The 18,010-nt window shown below is 61.4% G+C and carries 19 protein-coding genes; 12 read left to right on the top strand and 7 right to left on the bottom strand.

The genetic code is table 11. The features are described 5' to 3' along the window. Nucleotides 1-55: 55 nt before the first annotated feature. The 10 genes from thiC to LJE98_RS11130 all read left to right on the top strand — a co-directional run bounded on the left by thiC (nucleotide 56) and on the right by LJE98_RS11130 (nucleotide 9,358). Nucleotides 56-1,894, top strand: a complete 1,839-nt coding sequence (gene thiC, locus LJE98_RS11085) for a phosphomethylpyrimidine synthase ThiC (protein WP_229575274.1) — start codon at nucleotides 56-58, stop codon at nucleotides 1,892-1,894. Then, the gene (gene thiO, locus LJE98_RS11090) at nucleotides 1,891-2,871 is read left to right on the top strand and encodes a glycine oxidase ThiO (protein ID WP_229575275.1); all 981 of its coding nucleotides are present in this window, start codon (nucleotides 1,891-1,893) and stop codon (nucleotides 2,869-2,871) included. Before thiC ends, thiO begins: the two co-directional genes overlap by 4 nt. Beyond that, complete coding sequence (thiS, locus tag LJE98_RS11095) at nucleotides 2,868-3,065, top strand: sulfur carrier protein ThiS (RefSeq protein WP_229575276.1); 198 nt, start codon at nucleotides 2,868-2,870, stop codon at nucleotides 3,063-3,065. The genes thiO and thiS overlap by 4 nt, the downstream gene beginning before the upstream one ends. A 1-nt stretch (nucleotide 3,066) precedes the next feature. Beyond that, entirely contained in the window at nucleotides 3,067-3,843 is a 777-nt protein-coding gene (locus LJE98_RS11100) for a thiazole synthase (RefSeq protein WP_229575277.1), read from the top strand. Then, nucleotides 3,840-4,445 (top strand): thiamine phosphate synthase, encoded by a 606-nt coding sequence (locus LJE98_RS11105; protein ID WP_229575278.1) that lies wholly within the window; start codon nucleotides 3,840-3,842, stop codon nucleotides 4,443-4,445. The genes LJE98_RS11100 and LJE98_RS11105 overlap by 4 nt, the downstream gene beginning before the upstream one ends. Before the next feature lie 87 nt (nucleotides 4,446-4,532). Further along, nucleotides 4,533-5,441 (top strand): diaminopimelate epimerase, encoded by a 909-nt coding sequence (gene dapF, locus LJE98_RS11110; protein ID WP_229575279.1) that lies wholly within the window; start codon nucleotides 4,533-4,535, stop codon nucleotides 5,439-5,441. Continuing rightward, nucleotides 5,438-6,730, top strand: a complete 1,293-nt coding sequence (mtaB, locus tag LJE98_RS11115) for a tRNA (N(6)-L-threonylcarbamoyladenosine(37)-C(2))-methylthiotransferase MtaB (RefSeq protein ID WP_324255826.1) — start codon at nucleotides 5,438-5,440, stop codon at nucleotides 6,728-6,730. The genes dapF and mtaB overlap by 4 nt, the downstream gene beginning before the upstream one ends. An 18-nt stretch (nucleotides 6,731-6,748) precedes the next feature. Beyond that, nucleotides 6,749-8,101, top strand: coding sequence for a signal recognition particle-docking protein FtsY (gene ftsY, locus LJE98_RS11120; protein ID WP_229575280.1), 1,353 nt, complete (start codon nucleotides 6,749-6,751; stop codon nucleotides 8,099-8,101). 28 nt (nucleotides 8,102-8,129) lie between these two features. Then, entirely contained in the window at nucleotides 8,130-8,771 is a 642-nt protein-coding gene (locus LJE98_RS11125) for a septation protein A (protein ID WP_229575281.1), read from the top strand. Next, complete coding sequence (locus LJE98_RS11130; protein WP_370664160.1) at nucleotides 8,768-9,358, top strand: DUF2585 domain-containing protein; 591 nt, start codon at nucleotides 8,768-8,770, stop codon at nucleotides 9,356-9,358. Before LJE98_RS11125 ends, LJE98_RS11130 begins: the two co-directional genes overlap by 4 nt. 3 nt (nucleotides 9,359-9,361) lie before the next feature. Here LJE98_RS11130 and LJE98_RS11135 read toward each other — a convergent pair whose 3' ends face one another. The 5 genes from LJE98_RS11135 to ccmA are packed head-to-tail and all read right to left on the bottom strand — an operon-like array spanning nucleotide 9,362 to nucleotide 12,255. Then, nucleotides 9,362-9,952, bottom strand: a complete 591-nt coding sequence (locus tag LJE98_RS11135) for a DsbE family thiol:disulfide interchange protein (RefSeq protein WP_229575282.1) — start codon at nucleotides 9,950-9,952, stop codon at nucleotides 9,362-9,364. Further along, nucleotides 9,949-10,128, bottom strand: coding sequence for a heme exporter protein CcmD (gene ccmD, locus LJE98_RS11140; RefSeq protein ID WP_229575283.1), 180 nt, complete (start codon nucleotides 10,126-10,128; stop codon nucleotides 9,949-9,951). The genes LJE98_RS11135 and ccmD overlap by 4 nt, the downstream gene beginning before the upstream one ends. After that, a complete protein-coding gene (locus tag LJE98_RS11145; protein WP_229575284.1) occupies nucleotides 10,125-10,892 on the bottom strand; it encodes a heme ABC transporter permease in 768 nt (255 codons plus the stop codon). Before LJE98_RS11145 ends, ccmD begins: the two co-directional genes overlap by 4 nt. A gap of 59 nt (nucleotides 10,893-10,951) precedes the next feature. Beyond that, entirely contained in the window at nucleotides 10,952-11,611 is a 660-nt protein-coding gene (ccmB, locus tag LJE98_RS11150) for a heme exporter protein CcmB (RefSeq protein ID WP_229575285.1), read from the bottom strand. Then, nucleotides 11,608-12,255: a heme ABC exporter ATP-binding protein CcmA gene (ccmA, locus tag LJE98_RS11155; RefSeq protein WP_229575382.1), complete on the bottom strand. Its 648-nt coding sequence runs from the start codon at nucleotides 12,253-12,255 to the stop codon at nucleotides 11,608-11,610. Before ccmA ends, ccmB begins: the two co-directional genes overlap by 4 nt. A 273-nt stretch (nucleotides 12,256-12,528) precedes the next feature. Here ccmA and acnA point away from each other — a divergent pair, with 273 nt between their 5' ends. Both acnA and LJE98_RS11165 read left to right on the top strand, forming a co-directional pair. Beyond that, a complete protein-coding gene (gene acnA, locus LJE98_RS11160) occupies nucleotides 12,529-15,222 on the top strand; it encodes an aconitate hydratase AcnA (RefSeq protein ID WP_229575286.1) in 2,694 nt (897 codons plus the stop codon). 258 nt (nucleotides 15,223-15,480) lie between these two features. Beyond that, a complete protein-coding gene (locus LJE98_RS11165; protein ID WP_229575287.1) occupies nucleotides 15,481-16,170 on the top strand; it encodes a DUF1223 domain-containing protein in 690 nt (229 codons plus the stop codon). A gap of 271 nt (nucleotides 16,171-16,441) precedes the next feature. On the opposite strand, the gene LJE98_RS11170 is transcribed toward LJE98_RS11165, so the two are convergent. Then, nucleotides 16,442-17,074 (bottom strand): 2-dehydro-3-deoxy-6-phosphogalactonate aldolase, encoded by a 633-nt coding sequence (locus LJE98_RS11170; protein ID WP_229575288.1) that lies wholly within the window; start codon nucleotides 17,072-17,074, stop codon nucleotides 16,442-16,444. Between the two features lie 4 nt (nucleotides 17,075-17,078). Next, on the bottom strand, nucleotides 17,079-18,008 hold the full coding sequence (locus LJE98_RS11175; protein WP_229575289.1) for a 2-dehydro-3-deoxygalactonokinase: 930 nt from the start codon (nucleotides 18,006-18,008) through the stop codon (nucleotides 17,079-17,081). Nucleotides 18,009-18,010 lie beyond the last annotated feature (2 nt).

The following is an 18,010-nucleotide window of genomic DNA, read 5'->3' on the forward strand; positions in this document are numbered from 1 at the left end:
CCATCATTCCGGCTGACATGACTGGGTCTCCAACCTGAACACTTGGAGCTCCACGATGAACATTGCCCCGCATTTCGACAGACCCGACGTCACCACCGGGCCGCTTCCCGCCTCGACAAAAATCTTTCTGCCCGGAGAGATCCATCCGGACATCCGGGTGCCCATGCGCCAGATCACGCTGCACCCGACATCCGGCGAGCCACCTGTTGCCGTTTACGATTCCTCAGGCCCCTACACCATTCCGCAGGCAGTCATCACCATAGACCAGGGTTTGCCCCGCCACAGGACGGCCTGGGCTGAGGTGCGCGGCGATGTCGAACGCTATGAAGGCCGGGCGCTGAAGCCGGAAGACAACGGCTTCGTCTCGGCCGAGAAGATGACCCCGGTGTTTCCCGTGAATCATCCCCCGTTCCGCGCACGGGACGGCAAGGCTGTGACCCAACTCGCCTATGCCCGGGCGGGCATCATCACACCTGAGATGGAATTTGTAGCGATCCGCGAAAACCTCGGCCGCAAGGCCGCAAAGGAAGCGCTTGTGCGCGATGGCGAGAGCTTCGGCGCCGCGATCCCCGATCACGTGACGCCGGAATTCGTCCGCCAGGAAATTGCCTCGGGCCGGGCGATCATTCCGGCCAACATCAACCATCCCGAACTCGAGCCAATGATCATTGGCCGGAACTTCCTGGTGAAGATCAACGCCAATATCGGCAATTCGGCCGTCACCTCTTCCATGGCCGAAGAGGTTGAGAAGATGGTCTGGGCGATCCGCTGGGGTGCAGACACGGTCATGGATCTCTCGACCGGACGCAACATTCACAACATCCGCGACTGGATCATCCGCAATTCGCCCGTGCCGATCGGGACGGTGCCGCTCTACCAGGCGCTGGAAAAGGTCGGAGGCATCGCCGAGGATCTGACCTGGGAGGTCTATCGCGACACGCTGATCGAGCAGGCCGAACAGGGCGTCGACTATTTCACCATCCATGCCGGGGTGCGGCTGCATTACATCCCGCTGACCGTCAACCGCGTCACCGGCATCGTCTCGCGCGGTGGTTCGATCATGGCCAAGTGGTGCCTGCATCACCACAAGGAGAGCTTCCTCTACGAGCATTTCGAGGAGATCTGCGACATCTGCCGCGCTTACGATGTCTCCTTCTCGCTGGGCGATGGGTTGAGGCCCGGCTCGATTGCCGATGCCAATGATGCAGCCCAGTTTGCCGAGCTCGAAACGTTGGGTGAACTGACGCAGATCGCTTGGGCAAAAGACTGCCAGGTGATGATCGAGGGACCCGGCCATGTTCCCATGCACAAGATCAAGGAGAACATGGACAAGCAGCTGAAGACCTGCGGCGAGGCCCCCTTCTATACGCTCGGACCACTCACCACGGACATTGCGCCCGGTTACGATCACATCACCTCGGGGATCGGGGCGGCGATGATTGGATGGTTCGGCACGGCCATGCTCTGCTACGTCACGCCGAAGGAGCATCTCGGCCTGCCCGACCGCGACGACGTGAAGACCGGCGTCATCACCTACAAGATCGCAGCCCATGCCGCCGATCTCGCCAAGGGGCATCCGGCCGCGCAGTTGCGCGACGATGCCCTGTCACGCGCCCGCTTCGAATTCCGCTGGGAAGACCAGTTCAACCTGTCGCTCGACCCGGAGACGGCGCGCTCCATGCATGACGAGACCCTGCCGAAGGAGGCGCACAAGGTCGCGCATTTCTGCTCGATGTGCGGCCCCAAATTCTGCTCCATGCGGATCTCGCATGACATCCGCGCCGAGGCCCAGAAGGAGGGCCTGACCGCCATGGCAGAAAAATACCGTTCCGGCGGCGATCTCTACATGACGGCGGACGAGATCAAGGCACTCGACACCGGAGAGCGGTCATGACGATCCTCGTGAAAGGGGCGGGCGTTGCCGGGCTCGCCACGGCTCTCGAACTGGCCCGGAAGGATGTAGCCGTCGAGGTCGTGGAACGCCGGGCCGATATCGGGCTTGGCGCCTCCCATTGGGCGGGTGGCATGCTCGCCCCCTATTGCGAGCGGGAGGCGGCAGAAGAGATCGTGCTCACTCTCGGCCTCTGCGCCGCCGACTGGTGGGACGAAGCCGCCCCCGGTCTCGTGCAGCGACGCGGCACGCTTGTTCTCGCCAATGCCCGCGATCATGCTGACCTCAAGCGCTTTGCAAGCCGTACACGGGGGCATCGCTGGGTGGGCGAGAAGGAAATCGCAGAACTTGAGCCCGATCTGGCAGGTCGTTTCGGCACCGGCCTCTTCTTCGCCGAGGAGGCCCATCTCGATCCGCGCAAGGCATTGCGGGGTCTCTACGACGCGGCACGGGGGGCGGGAGCCTCCTTCCGCTTCGGGGAGGAGGCAGGTGATGCAGGAGACTATGCGACGGTCATCGACTGCCGCGGACCACAGGCGATCGGCGAGATCGAAGGATTGCGCGGCGTGCGCGGCGAGATGCTCTATCTGGAGACGGCCGATATCACCCTCTCCCGTCCCGTGCGACTTCTACATCCCCGCCACCCTCTCTACATCGTGCCGCGCGGCAACGGGCGCTTCATGCTGGGCGCGACCATGATCGAGACGGCGAATGACGGGCCGATCACCGCGCGTTCGATGATGGAGCTTCTGAACGCCGCCTATGCCCTTCACCCGGCCTTCGCCGAAGCGCGGATCATCGAAACCGGCACCGGCATCCGCCCGGCTTTCCAAGACAATGTGCCCCGCCTCATCGAAACCTCCGAAGGCATGGCAGTCGCCGGCATGCACCGCCACGGCTTTCTGCTCGCGCCGGCACTGGCGCGTCAGGCGGCAGACAGGCTCACGACCATCGAAGCGCCCGAGAGGAGGTCAGCATGAAGCTCACCGTCAACGGAGAAACCCAGGAGCTCGATGCGGGCAACCTCGCCGATCTGCTCGCAAAGCTCGACTACGAAGGCGAGTGGCTCGCAACCGCCGTTAATGGCGACCTGGTGCACCGCGAGGAGAGAGCCGCCCATCCCTTGAAGGAAGGCGACCGGATCGAGGTCCTCTCGCCTATGCAGGGAGGCTGACATGGCACTCGAACTCTATGGCAAGACTGTCTCCTCGCGTCTTCTGCTGGGTACGGCCCGCTACCCTTCGCCTGCGATCCTGGCGGAGGCCGTGCGGCGGTCGAAGACCGAAATCGTCACGGTCTCACTCCGCCGGGAAACTGCGGGCGGCAAGGCGGGCGGCGCCTTTTTCCAGCTGATCCGCGATCTCGGCGTTCATGTCCTGCCCAACACGGCCGGCTGCCACAGCGCCCGGGAAGCAGTGCTGACGGCCAAGATGGCGCGGGAGGTCTTTGGCACAAACTGGATCAAGCTCGAGGTCATTGGCAATCACGACACATTGCAGCCGAATGTTTTCGAACTGGTCGAAGCGGCAAAAATCCTGAACGCCGAGGGCTTCGAGGTTTTCCCCTACACCACCGACGATCTGGTGGTCGGCGAGAGACTTCTTGCTGCCGGCTGCCGGGTCCTGATGCCCTGGTGCGCCCCGATCGGCAGCGCCATGGGTCCGCAAAACCTGCCCGCGCTGAAGTCCATGCGCGCGGAGTTTCCAGATGTACCCCTGATCGTCGATGCCGGCATCGGCCGTCCCTCCCATGCCACTGTTGTCATGGAGCTCGGCTATGACGCCGTCCTGCTCAACACCGCCGTCGCCAGTGCTGGCGATCCGGCCGCAATGGCAGAGGCGTTTGCGCGCGCAATCGAGGCGGGGCATATGGCCCGTGAGGCTGGCATGCTCGAACCCCGCGACATGGCGGTTCCCTCTACACCTGTAATCGGAAAGGGCGTCTTCGCATGAAGCTCGATCCCTTTTACCTGATCGTCGACAGCGCCGACTGGATCGAGCGGCTCGTGCCGCTGGGCGTCAGGCTGGTGCAACTGCGCATGAAGGATGTCGATGATGCCACCCTTCGCCAGCACATTCGCCGCGCCCGGCAATGCTGCGCCGATCACGGCTGCCAGTTGATTATCAACGACTTCTGGCAGATCGCCATTGATGAGGCCTGCGACTTCGTCCATCTCGGCCAGGAGGATCTGATGTCGGCGGATCTCCGCGCGATCAGGGGCGCGGGTCTGAGGCTCGGTCTCTCAACCCATGACGAGGGAGAGCTGAATGCCGCCCTCGACGCCGAGCCCAATTACATCGCTCTCGGCCCGGTCTATCCGACGATCCTGAAGAAGATGCCCTGGGCACCGCAGGGACTTGAACGCATCACATCCTGGAAAGGACAGATCGCCCCCCTGCCCCTGATTGCGATCGGTGGGCTTCGTCCCGACCGGCTCCAGGGCGTTTTCCAAGCCGGAGCAGACAGCGCAGCCGTCGTAACGGACATAACTCTGCATGCGAACCCCGAACAGCGAACCCGCGAATGGCTAAGGACGACTGAGCAATGGCGTTGACCATAGAACGCCGGTTTGAGCCGCTCCACTGGTAATTCGGCTTCATTTCCGCCATATAGGCTGAAAATACACCTGTATGGAGTGACGATGTCGGATCGGGTCGAATTCGCTGTTATGAACGGGCTTGGCAACAAGATCCTGGTCGTCGACATGCGCGGCCGGACCGATCGGGTGACCCCGACTGCTGCAATCGCGCTTGCTGCAGATTCATCGACGGCCTTCGACCAGATCATGGCGATCCACGATCCGAAGGTCGACGGAACCGACGCCTATATCGACATCCTGAACTGCGACGGCTCGAAGGCCCAGGCTTGCGGCAACGGTACCCGTTGCGTTGTGCAGGCACTCGCCAGCGAGACCGGCCGCAAAAGCTTCACCTTCCAGACCATCGCGGGCATCCTGAACGCAGTCGAGCATCAGGACGGGACGATCTCCGTCGACATGGGCAAGCCCGTCTTTGCCTGGGACAAGATCCCGCTCTCGGAAGAATTCCACGACACCAGCCGCATCGAGCTGCAGATCGGCCCGATCGACGCGCCGATCCTGCATTCGCCCTCGGCCATGTCGATGGGCAATCCGCATGCCGTCTTCTGGGTCGATCGCGATCCGATGACCTATGACCTGGAACGCTTCGGACCGCTTCTCGAAAACCATCCGATCTTCCCGGAAAAGGCCAATATCACGCTTGCCCAGGTTACCTCGAAGACAACGATGGTGACGCGCACCTGGGAGCGCGGCGCCGGCCTGACGCTCGCCTGCGGCTCAGCCGCCTGCGCCGCCGGCGTATCCGCGGCCCGCACCGGCCGCACCGACCGCAAGGTGACGATCACGGTCGCGTCCAGCCCGGGCCGCGGTACGCTCACCATCGACTGGCGTGCAGACGACAAGGTCGTCATGACCGGTCCCGCTGAATGGGAGTGGTCGGGCATGGTTGATCCGGCCACCGGTAGCTGGCAGCGAGATACAAGCGCCGACGCAGAGGCTGCCACCCCGTGACTCCTGAGCAAAAGGGTTCTGTCGAGGTCATCACCTTCGGCTGTCGCCTGAACACCTATGAGTCCGAAGTCATGAAGGCGGAGTCTGCCAAAGCTGGCCTCGACAATGCCATCCTCGTCAACACCTGTGCCGTGACGTCGGAAGCCGTGCGTCAGGCGCGTCAGGCGATCCGTCGGGCGCGCCGGGAGAACCCGGAAGCCCGCATCATCGTCACCGGCTGTGCGGCTCAGACGGAAGCACAAAACTTCGCGGCCATGCCCGAGGTCGACGCTGTCCTCGGCAATGAGGAAAAGCTCCAGGCCGAATATTACCGTCGCCTGCCGGATTTCGGCATCTCGGCGGAAGAGAAGATTGCCGTCAACGACATCATGAGCGTGACGGAGACCGCACCGCAGATGGTCGCCCATATCGACGGCCATATACGCGGCTTCCTGCAGGTGCAGAACGGCTGCGACCATCGCTGCACCTTCTGCATCATCCCCTTTGGCCGTGGAAATTCGCGCTCCGTACCAATGGGCGCCGTCGTCGAGCAGGCGCGCAAGCTGATTGAGAACGGGTATCGCGAAGTCGTGCTGACCGGGGTGGACGCCACCAGCTACGGAGCGGATTTGCCGGGTATGCCGACGCTTGGCCTTCTTGCCAAGACACTGCTCAAACAGGTGCCCGAAATCCTGCGCCTGCGCCTCTCTTCGATCGACAGCATAGAGGCAGACGGCCATCTGTTTGATCTGATTGCCGATGAGCCCCGTTTCATGCCGCATCTGCATCTGTCGCTGCAGCATGGTGACGACATGATCCTGAAACGCATGAAGCGCCGGCATTCCCGCACCGATGCGATCGCTTTTGCCGAGCAGGTCCGGCGCCTGCGCCCGGGCTTCGCCTTCGGCGCTGACATGATCGCTGGATTCCCGACCGAAACGGCGGAGATGGCCGCAAATTCCGCCCGCCTCGCCGAGGAAATCGGCATCGCCCATCTGCATGTCTTCCCTTACAGCCCGCGCCCGGGCACACCGGCAGCCCGCATGCCGCAACTCGACCGGGCACTGGTCAAGACGCGCGCTGCCGAACTGCGCAGCATTGCCAACCGACTGCAGGCCATGCATCTCGCCTCGCGCGTCGGCACCCGCCAGAAGCTGCTGGTCGAGCGCAACGAAATGGCGCATACGGAAGACTTCACCCTCGTTGCGACGCCCGGCATGAAACCCGGCAGCTTCGTCGAGGTTTCGATCGGCGGCCATACGGGCCGTCATCTGACGATTTCAGCGGCAGCGGCAAACGCCGCAGCCTGACAGACGGATAGAGTGAGTATGGCCCTCGGCTTCATCAAAAAAGTCTTCACTTTCGGCAAGGACAAGGCGGCAGATGCGCCGACCCGTCTGACGGCGGAAGAAAAGGCTGCGATCGGCGCCGAAAGCGAACCGAAAGACCGCCACGAAGACCTGCCCCTCGCCGAGGATCCGGTCATTTCGGCGGAAGTGGAGACTGCAGCGGGTCCTTCCGACGACTTCTCAGAAGAAGATCTGTCCCTGGAGCCGCTTGAGCTGCTTCAGGCCGAGACGAAGGAAGAAGTCCCGGCTGACAGCGATCAGCAGCCCCAGACTATGCAAGACACAGACGTAAGCGACAGTGTCACGGCCGCATCTGCCGATGGTCCGGAACCAGCCGTTCCGGTGCTGCCCAAGGGTTTTGCGGCGGCCGAGTTGGGGGCCGCCGAGCCGGAAGCCCCCGCCCCTTCTGAAAAGCTGAGCTGGTTCCAGCGCCTCAAGGCCGGCCTGTTTCGCACCTCCTCGCAGCTCACAGGCCAGATCACCGCCCTCTTCACCAAACGCAAGCTTGACGACGAGACGCTAGAGGAACTGGAAGATCTGTTGATCCAGGCCGACCTCGGGGTCGAAACGGCGCTGCGCGTCACTGATACCCTCGCCTCCGAGCGCTACGGCAAAGATGTGACCGGCGAAGACGTCACCAGGATCATGGCGGCAGAGATCGTCAAGGTTCTGAAGCCGGTGGCTAAGCCGCTCGCCCTCGATCTCAGCCACAAGCCGCATGTCATCCTTGTTGTCGGCGTCAACGGCACCGGCAAGACCACGACAATCGGCAAGCTTGCAGCCAAGCTTTCTGGCTCGGGCCTCAAGGTCATGCTGGCCGCCGGCGATACCTTCCGTGCAGCGGCGATCGAGCAGCTGAAGATCTGGGCCGACCGTACCGGCTCAACCTTTATCGGCACCAAGCTCGGCGCGGATGCAGCCGGCCTTGCCTACGAGGCCTTCGAAAAAGCGAAAGCAGAGAAATCCGATGTCCTGATCATCGATACCGCCGGCCGCCTGCAGAACAAGACGGAACTGATGGCGGAACTCGAGAAGATCGTCCGCGTCCTCGGCAAGCTCGATCCCGATGCGCCGCATACGGTTCTTCAGACGCTCGACGCGACCACGGGTCAGAACGCCCTGCAGCAGGTCGAGATCTTCCGCAACATTGCGGGGGTGAACGGCCTGATCATGACAAAGCTCGACGGCACGGCCCGTGGCGGCATCCTCGTCGCCATCGCCGCCAAGCATAAGCTGCCCGTCTATTTCATCGGCGTCGGCGAGGGTATCGACGATCTCGAGCCCTTCGAGGCGGAAGATTTCGCCAGCGCCATTGCCGGCATCGCGCGCTGAGCGCCGAAAACTTTAGGGAACGACATCAATGTCGGACACATCCACCGATACACACGCGTCCAAGGCCGAAAGACAGAACCCGCTGTTGAAGATGGCATTGGAACTCGGCCCGCTGCTGATCTTCTTCTTCGGAAACTTGCGCGGCGAGTGGCTGGCCAAGACCTTTCCGGCACTGACCGCGATCGGCGGCCCGCTTCTGATCGCCACCGCGCTGTTCATGGCCGCAACGGTACTTTCGCTGATCATTTCCAAGATCGTCTTCAAGCACCTGCCGGTCATGCCCTTCGTATCGGGGATCGTCGTCATGGTCTTTGGCGGTCTCTCGATCTGGTTGCAGGACGAAACCTTCATCAAGATGAAGCCGACCATCGTCAACACGCTCTTCGGCGTTACGCTGCTTGGCGGCTTGGCCTTCGGCACCTCGCTACTCGGATATGTCTTTAATGCTGCCTTCCAGCTGGATGCCGAAGGCTGGAGAAAGCTGACGCTCCGCTGGGGCATCTTTTTCCTCTTCCTCGCGGTCCTGAACGAGGTTGTCTGGCGCAACTTCTCCGCTGACGTTTGGGTGAATTTCAAGGTCTGGGGCACCATGCCCATCACGATCCTCTTCACGCTGGCCCAGATGCCGCTGATCATGAAGCACTCGCTGGAAGAGAAGGAAGAGCAGTGAACGACGTGACCAGCCAGAGTAACGACAACTCGACGACACGTTTCTGGCTGGCGGTGACGTTTCTCGTCATCCTGGTTCAGGTCGTCTCGCAATATCTGATGGGCCGCCTCTGGATCTGCGAATGCGGCTATGTGAAGCTCTTCGAGCCAGGCGTGAATACACCCGGCAATTCACAGCATCTGTTTGATTGGTATACGCCCTCCCACATCATCCATGGCTTCCTGTTCTATGGCCTCGGATGGCTGATCATGCGCAAGAAGCCAATTGCGGCGAAACTCGCTCTTGCAGCACTCATCGAGGCTGCGTGGGAAATCCTCGAAAACTCACCGCTCGTGATCGACCGCTATCGGACCGCCACCATGGCTGTCGGCTATAGCGGAGATAGCATCCTGAATTCCGGGATGGACATGGTGGCCATGATCGCCGGCTTCTTCTTTGCGGCGCGCGTACCGATCTGGCTGACAGTCGTGATCGCACTCGCATTCGAGGCTGTCACGGCATTCGTCATCCGCGACAATCTGACTTTGAATGTCGTAATGCTGGTCTGGCCGATAGAGGTCGTGAAAACGTGGCAGGCTGCACTCTGACGATCAGGAACGCTGCAAGGCCTTCTCGATCGCCGGCATCAGCTGCGTCTCGAAACTTTCAGGATCGAACGGCCCGACCTTCTTGTAGAGGATCGTTCCGTCGGACCCGACGAGGTAGCTTTCCGGGATGCCATAGACACCCCAGTCGATCGCAGCCTTGCCGTTCGGATCGACGCCAATGGCCGCATAGGGGTTGCCGAGTTCGCCCAGGAACCGCAGCGCATTGTCGTTGCGGTCCTTGTAGTTGATACCGACGACATTGACCCGCGGATCCTTGGAAAGTTCCAGCAGCATGGGATGTTCCTGCCGACAGGGCACGCACCAGGATGCAAAGACATTGACGAGCGTAAGCTTGCCACTGATCACCGCCGAGGTGAGGGCCGGACGCTCCGAGCCGTCGAGCCCTGCGAGCTGCAGAGCCGGCGCCTTGGTTCCGAGCAGCGCCGAAGGAATTTCCGACACGTCACGGCCCGATTGAAGCTGGGTCATGAAGATCGCCGCGAGGCCCGCGAACAGCAGGAGCGGCAAGGCTGCGATCAGGTAACGCCCGCGGCCTCTTGGCGCGGCAGGGTCCCTCCCGGATTGCTGGGTCATGCGTTCCTGTCCTGCGTAGACGATGCCGATGCCGAACGGCGCCGGATCCCCTGTGCTTCGAGCGTCTTCAACTCTGCCTGACGCGCGCGACCGTCGAGATAGATCCAGATGGTCAGGGCCAGACATATTCCAACCGTCAGCGCATAAGAACCGACAACATAAAAAATGTGGCTCATCCCGCATGCTCCCGACCGGCCTGGCGCGCTGCCAAGCGTCGCTGCGTACCAACGCGACGACGCCAGATCTCGTTGCGCATTGCCATCAGATGCAATGTGAAGAAAAGGAAGGTGAAGGCCAGCGCCATGATCAACAACGGCCAGAGGAATTCCGGATCAATGGTCGGCCCATCAAGGCGCATGACGCTCGCGGGCTGGTGCAGCGTGTTCCACCAGTCGACGGAGAACTTGATGATCGGAATGTTGACGAAGCCGACAAGGATGAGAACCGAACTGAGCCGGGCCGCCTTCGATGGGTCGTCCATTGCACGGTTCAGCGCGATCAGTCCCAGATACATCAGGAAAAGCACGAAAACGGAGGTAAGGCGCGCATCCCAGACCCACCAGGTGCCCCACATCGGCTTTCCCCACAGGGAGCCAGTGATCAGCGCGATCAGCGTGAAGGCCGCACCGAGGGGTGCAGCAGCCTTGTGACTGACGTCTGCGAGAGGATGGCGCCACACGAGCGTGCCGATCGCCGACAGTGCCATCACGGAGTAGCACATCATCGAGAGCCAGGCGGCCGGCACGTGCACATACATGATGCGGACTGTATCGCCCTGCTGGTAGTCAGTCTCCGACGCGAAACCCAGATAAAGCCCAGCCGCAAAAAGCAGTACCGTGATGCCGGCAAACCAGGGCAGCACCCAGGCCACGAGCGCCAGGAATCGGGTCGGATTGGCGAGGTCGCCGATTTTGGTAATGGCAAGGCTGTTGTCAGTCATGATGCGTTTTAGCCTGTCTCAATCCCGCCTGCAATTGATCCTGGTCAAGCCGAAATGTCTCAGTCTGCCGCGCTGCGCAAAGCCGCCGCCGCACCCACGGGGCCGATTACGGCGAAGAGAAGCGTAATCGCCGACAGAAACATGAACGGCGGCAGGAAAGGTGCCGGGTCCTCGACCGCCGCATAGGACGCACTGACGCCGAAGATCAGCACTGGCACGGTAAGTGGGAGCACGAGGATCGACACCAGCAGACCGCCTCGGGGCAAGGCAACAGCGACGGCGGCACCGGCTGCTCCGATGAACGTGATCGCAGGCGACCCCACCAGCAGGGTGAGCATGACGGCGCCGATAGCAACCTCGTCCATGTTCATGAAGAGGCCGAGCAACGGAGAGGCAATGACAAGAGGCAGCCCCGTCGCCACCCAGTGCGCCAGGCATTTGACAAGCACGGTGAGGACGAGCGGTGTCTCTTGCATGAGCAAGATATCGAGCGATCCGTCGTCCCTCTCGGCCTGGAAGAGCCGGTCGAGACCAAGCAGGGCTGACAATAGCGCTCCGATCCAGACAATGGCCGGACCAATGCGGGAAAGAAGGTTGAGATCCGGACCGACGCCGAATGGGATGACAGCGACGACGGTCGTGAAGAAAAGCACACCGATCAGCGCGCCACCACCGGCGCGAACGGAAAGCTTCAGGTCTCTGAGGAACAGTGCCATCATGCGGAATACTCCTCCTCGACACCGTCGAATCCGAGCATTTCCAGGCTCTTGGCGCCCTCCATGCCAAGAGGCTGGTGGGTTGCGGCAATAACGATTCCGCCCGCTTGACGATGACGCCGCACCAGGTCCTCGAACATCGTGTCAGCACGGCGATCGAGGGCCGCCGTCGGCTCGTCGAGTATCCAGATCGGTCGGTGCGCGACGAGAAGCCGCGCCATGGCGAAGCGTCTCTGCTGGCCGGCGGAGAGGTAGCCATAGGGGAGATGTGTGATCCCGGCGAGATCGACGGCAGAGGCCGCCGCCTCGACCTCGAGGCTTTGCCCTGCACCCAGGTCACCGAGAAAGGATTTCCAGAAAGCCAGATTTTCGGCGACCGTCAGTTCCCGCTTCATCCCGTTGCGATGTCCGAGGTAGTGGCTGAATTCCCCAGCCGGCCGGGTTTCGCCATCGTCTTCGGAGATACAAACCGCATGCCCTGTTTCCGGACGAAGAAGGCCGGCGAGAACCCTCAATAAGGTCGATTTTCCCGAGCCGTTGCGCCCGGTCAATACGAGTGCTTCGCCTTCAGCCAAGGTAAAGGAAACATTAACGAAAATCAGATCGTCGCCACGGCGCGCTGAGAGATTTTCGGCATTGAGCCTGATCATGATCGCCTTCTGGCAGGATGAGGCCTGCCTCATAAAAAAATCCGTTTTCGTCCTTCGTCGGTCTGGCGCCTTTCTTAGAAATTATCTATAAGACCTGCAACCACGCCAGCGGCCGGCGTGAAGTTCATCCTTGTGCCGAACTTGGACATTGCGAGGAGCGATGTTCACGTGCGGACAGCGGAAATGGTCGTACCCGCATCCTGATGTGCATGAAGTGCATAGGCGTCCGCACGATTGTGTTGGCTATCAGAATATGCGGGGTTTCTATCCGTGGCTAAATCTCTCGACAGTTTCAATTGCCGGTCGGTCCTGACCGTCGACGGCAAGGACTATGTCTACTACAGCATCCCGAAGGCCGAAGCGAATGGCCTGACGGGTGTGTCGAAACTCCCCTACTCCATGAAAGTCCTGCTGGAGAACCTTCTCCGCAACGAGGATGGCCGCTCGGTCACCAAGAAGGACATCCAGGCCGTCGCCGAATGGCTGACCAACAAGGGGCTGGCCGAAGCGGAAATCGCCTACCGTCCGGCCCGCGTGCTGATGCAGGACTTCACTGGCGTTCCCGCTGTCGTTGACCTTGCCGCCATGCGCGATGCCATGGTCAATCTCGGCGGTGATCCGGAAAAGATCAACCCGCTGGTTCCCGTCGACCTCGTCATCGACCACTCGGTCATCGTCGATGAATTCGGCACGCCGACGGCCTTTGCCCGCAACGTTGAACTGGAGTACCAGCGCAACGGCGAGCGTTATCGCTTCCTGAAGTGGGGCCAGCAGGCCTTCAAGAACTTCCGCGTCGTTCCCCCGGGCACCGGCATCTGTCACCAGGTCAATCTGGAATACCTCGGCCAGACCGTCTGGACCAAGGATGAGGACGGCGAAACAACGGCTTATCCGGATACCTGCGTCGGCACGGACAGCCACACCACGATGATCAACGGTCTGGGCGTACTTGGTTGGGGCGTGGGCGGCATCGAAGCCGAAGCCGCCATGCTCGGCCAGCCCGTCTCCATGCTGCTGCCTGAAGTGATCGGCTTCAAGCTGACCGGTAAGGTGAAGGAAGGCGTGACCGCGACTGACCTCGTGCTGACCGTCGTGCAGATGCTGCGCAAGAAGGGCGTCGTCTCGAAGTTCGTCGAATTCTTCGGCCCCGGCCTCGACTCGATGTCGCTCGCCGACCGCGCAACGATCGGCAACATGGGTCCGGAATATGGCGCGACCTGCGGCTTCTTCCCGGTTGATGGCGAGACCATCAACTATCTGACCATGTCGGGCCGCACCAAGGACCGCATCGCCCTGGTCGAATCCTACTCCAAGGCGCAGGGCATGTGGCGCGACAGCGATGGATCGGACCTCGTCTTCACCGACACGCTTGAGCTCGACCTCGGCGATGTTGTTCCGTCCATGGCCGGCCCGAAGCGTCCGGAAGGCCGCCTGCCGCTCGAAACCATCGCACCCAACTTCGCAACCGCGCTGGAAACCGACTACAAGAAGCCGGGCCAGCTGACCAATCGTTACGCGGTCGAAGGCACCGATTATGACATTGGTCACGGTGACGTTGCCATTGCCGCTATCACCTCCTGCACCAACACCTCGAATCCGAGCGTGCTGATTGCGGCCGGTCTTCTCGCCCGCAACGCCGTTGCCAAGGGCCTGAAGTCCAAGCCGTGGGTCAAGACCTCGCTCGCTCCGGGATCGCAGGTCGTGGGCGAATACCTGGCCAAGTCCGGCCTGCAGGTCTCGCTCGACGCACTCGGCTTTAATCTGGTCGGTTTCGGCTGCACGACCTGCATCGGCAATTCCGGCCCTCTGCCGGCGCCGATCTCCAAGACGATCAACGACAAGGGGCTGATCACGGCCGGCGTCCTCTCGGGCAACCGTAACTTCGAAGGTCGTATCTCTCCGGACGTTCAGGCCAACTACCTGGCCTCCCCGCCGCTGGTCGTCGCCTACGCGCTCGCCGGCACCGTCCAGAAGGACCTGACCACCGAGCCGCTCGGCGAAGACCAGAACGGCAACCCGGTCTACCTCAAGGACATTTGGCCGACCTCGCACGAAATTCAGGAATTCATCCTGAAATACGTCACCCGCGAACTTTACGAATCGAAGTATGCCGACGTGTTCAAGGGCGACGCCAACTGGCAGGCCGTTCAGGTTCCCGCTGGCCAGACCTATGCATGGGACGACAAGTCGACCTATGTGCAGAACCCGCCCTACTTCGTGGGCATGGGCAAGACCGGCTCGGGCCTGAAGAACATCAAGGGCGCCCGCGTGCTTGGGTTGTTCGGCGACAAGATCACCACCGACCACATCTCTCCGGCCGGCTCGATCAAGGCAGCGTCGCCGGCAGGTGCCTACCTGACCGAAAACGGTGTCGCGGTACCGGACTTCAACCAGTACGGCACCCGCCGTGGCAACCATGAAGTCATGATGCGCGGCACGTTTGCCAACATCCGCATCCGCAACCACATGCTCGGCCCGAACGGCAAGGAAGGTGGCTACACCATCCACTATCCGTCCAAGGAAGAGCTGTCGATTTACGATGCAGCGATGATGTACAAGCAAGAGGGCGTCCCGCTCGTCATCTTCGCCGGTGTCGAATATGGCAATGGTTCGTCGCGTGACTGGGCCGCCAAGGGTACCAATCTGCTCGGCGTCAAGGCCGTGATTGCCCAGTCCTTCGAGCGTATCCACCGTTCGAACCTCGTCGGCATGGGCATCGTGCCCTTCACCTTCGAGGAAGGCACCACCTGGGCCTCGCTGAACCTGAAGGGTGACGAAGTCGTCACGATCGAGGGTCTGGAAGGCGAGATCAAGCCGCGCGAGAAGAAGATCGCCAAGATCACCTACTCGGACGGCACCGTAAAGGACGTACCCCTGCTCTGCCGCATCGACACGCTCGATGAGGTCACCTACATGAACAATGGTGGCATTCTGCAGACCGTTCTGCGCGATCTCGCTGCCTGATAAGTTTCTGTACACCAGATGAAAAGCCGCCGGGCAACCGGCGGCTTTTTTCATTGCTGCTGGATTGGGAGCGTTGACAAGAATTTCACCCCTTCGTGACTTTGCGCTCGAGGGCGGAGAGGGTATCAGTTCAACGTTCAGGAAAGGCATAGCATCGGCATGTTGCAGGCAAAGACGAGGACAGGCAGACGGACGGCGTGGGCAAGGCTTGCCGCACTGTGTCTGGCACCGTTCATCGGCCTCTCAACAACTGTTGCGATGGCTGACGAATTTGCCACGCCGAAAGGTGTCGTAGAACTCTTTACCTCACAGGGTTGCCGTTCCTGCCCCCCTGCTGACCGCGCCTTCGAGCAGCTGGTCCGGGAAGGCAAGGTTGTCGCTCTGTCCTATCACGTCGACTACTGGAACTACTTGGGCTGGGCCGACACACTGGCAACTAAGGAAAACACCGCAAGGCAATACGCCTATGCCAAGGCCTTCGGCCGCAACGGGGTCTACACCCCCCAGGCGGTTCTGAATGGACGCGATCACCTGAAGGGCACCGATGCTGCCGAGGTCAATCGTCGCCTGGACCGGATGAATTCAAGCGGTAGAGGCCTTGTCGTCCCCGTGACGGCCTCTCGCCACGACGACCAATTGTCAATCTCGATTGGTCAGGGATCCGGCAAGGCAAATGTCGTGGTGGTGTATTTCAGCCAAAACCAGACTGTCGAGGTGCTCAAGGGCGAAAACTTCGGGAAGAGACTGGACTACTGGCACAGCGTGAACGACGTCCAGACTGTTGGGATGTGGTACGGAAAATCGCTCGAACTGACGCTTCCCGCAAACCCCATGGGCGACGACAAGAGCGACGGGATCGCCATTCTGCTTCAGGCTGCCGACAAAGCCGGCAATCCGTCCCGAATCATCGGTGCCACCGTGATGATGTCGACGGCAAAAACACTCTGATCTTATGGAAGCAGGAACTTGGTGTGGTCCGGCCCGGAAGCATTGGGGGGCTGGGGGTAAGGGGTCAATGCGCCAGACCGGACCGTTTGGCGCATCGCGCCAACCAAGTTAGTTATATACTATCTCAAAAAACGGCGGCGGTATGTTCAAATTTGGGCATCGGCACATTTATCCGTGTCGACGCGTGACGACGGTCACAGCCGACCAGAAGAGCGCGCTAGAAGCACGCCGTAGTTGTGTCGAGACGGTAGGTGAAAACAGGCGGGATGGATCAGGCCAGAAGTGCGTCGTAAGCGCGGACGGACTTTAAGGCGCGCTCAGCGATGATGCTCGCATCGTCACCCGGCTTGTAGAGGCTGGAGCCAAGTCCGAAGGCACGGACGCCGACATTCCAATAGTCCGCGAAGTTTGCGTCTGAGACGCCGCCGACAGCGCCCAGCGGAAGATGTGGCGGCAGGATGGCCTTGATGGCCGCGATGCCGCTCGGTCCGAGCACGCTTGCCGGGAAGAACTTGAGTGCTGCAGCACCGCACTTCGCCGCGAGCAGGGCCTCGGTCGGCGTAAAAACTCCGGGCATTGCGACCATGCCATGCGATACCGCGCGGCGGATCACGTCGGGTTCGACATTCGGGGTGACAAGGAGATTGCCGCCGACATCGTTCAGGCGGTCAACCTGGGCAACCTCCAGAACCGTCCCTGCGCCAATCAGGACATTCGCCGGAGCGCGTTTGCGCGCTTTTTCGATGGAGACGAAGGGTTCCGGTGAATTCAACGGCACCTCGATTGCCTCGAAACCGGCTTCGATCAGGACATCGACCGTGGCCTCGATTTCCTCCGGCTTGATGCCGCGCAGGATGGCAACGAGATTGCGGCGAAGCGCGGGCCAGGCAACGGAGGCGGTCATGGGCTCAGTCCTTGAATTCGTGATCGAAGAGCGAAAGGGCGGATGCGAGCAGTCCCCGGCGCACAAGCACCCCGCCATCCAGCAGGACGGCTTCCCCGCCGGCCTTGGAGAGGGCACGCGCATAAAGCCGGGTAAGCTTGCCAGTGCCGATGAGATAGGCCTTTCCGTGGCGCAGGAGGTCATCTCTGATGGCAGCGATCTCGGCGCCGATCAGGAGGCCCGAGAGACGCGCCGCAGGATTGGTCTTGGCATCCGCCGCGAGCAGGCCCTCGGCACGGATTGAAAAGAGGACGGATGTCAGCCCGAAGCCGGGTTCGAGCGCCTGTGAGACAGCCGCCTCGAAGATCTCCGGATCCGCTTCTGCGTCACCATGCTCGGGCACGGACAGCCGGAGGATCGACTGCCGGCTAATCAGGTTGAACAACTCGCCAGTCATCACCGTCGAGAAGCGACTAACCTGACCATTCTCGACGAGAGCCCACTTGGAATGAGTTCCGGGAAGGCAGAACAGAGCGTTGTCCAAACCCTGTTCCAGAGCGCCGGCAAGCTGGGTTTCCTCACCGCGCATCACGTCATACGCACCGCCTTTGCGCTGGCAGACACCAGGCAGGATGAAGACCGGCCGGCTTGCGCCTTCCGGCTGGACGGCATGCTGGAAAAGACCCACGAGAGGCGCCGGGATCTCAACATAGGGTGCTTCACGCCAGCCTGTGCGGGCGCCTGCCATGCCGGCGATGACCACCGGCAGATCGGATGATGCACCGAGCGCAGAAAGGTGACCTTCGAGAACGGCGGGGTAGGCAGCCCTGTCCAGGCTGCCCATACCCTCTTCGGATTGTCGTTCACCGATGACCGCGCCCTGGCTGTCGACTAGCCAGATACGCAGGTTGCTGGTGCCCCAATCGACGAGCGCGGCAAACGGTGATGCGGTCACGG

This window comes from Rhizobium sp. 'Codium 1' (assembly GCF_020889605.1).
Lineage (GTDB): Bacteria > Pseudomonadota > Alphaproteobacteria > Rhizobiales > Rhizobiaceae > Allorhizobium > Allorhizobium algae.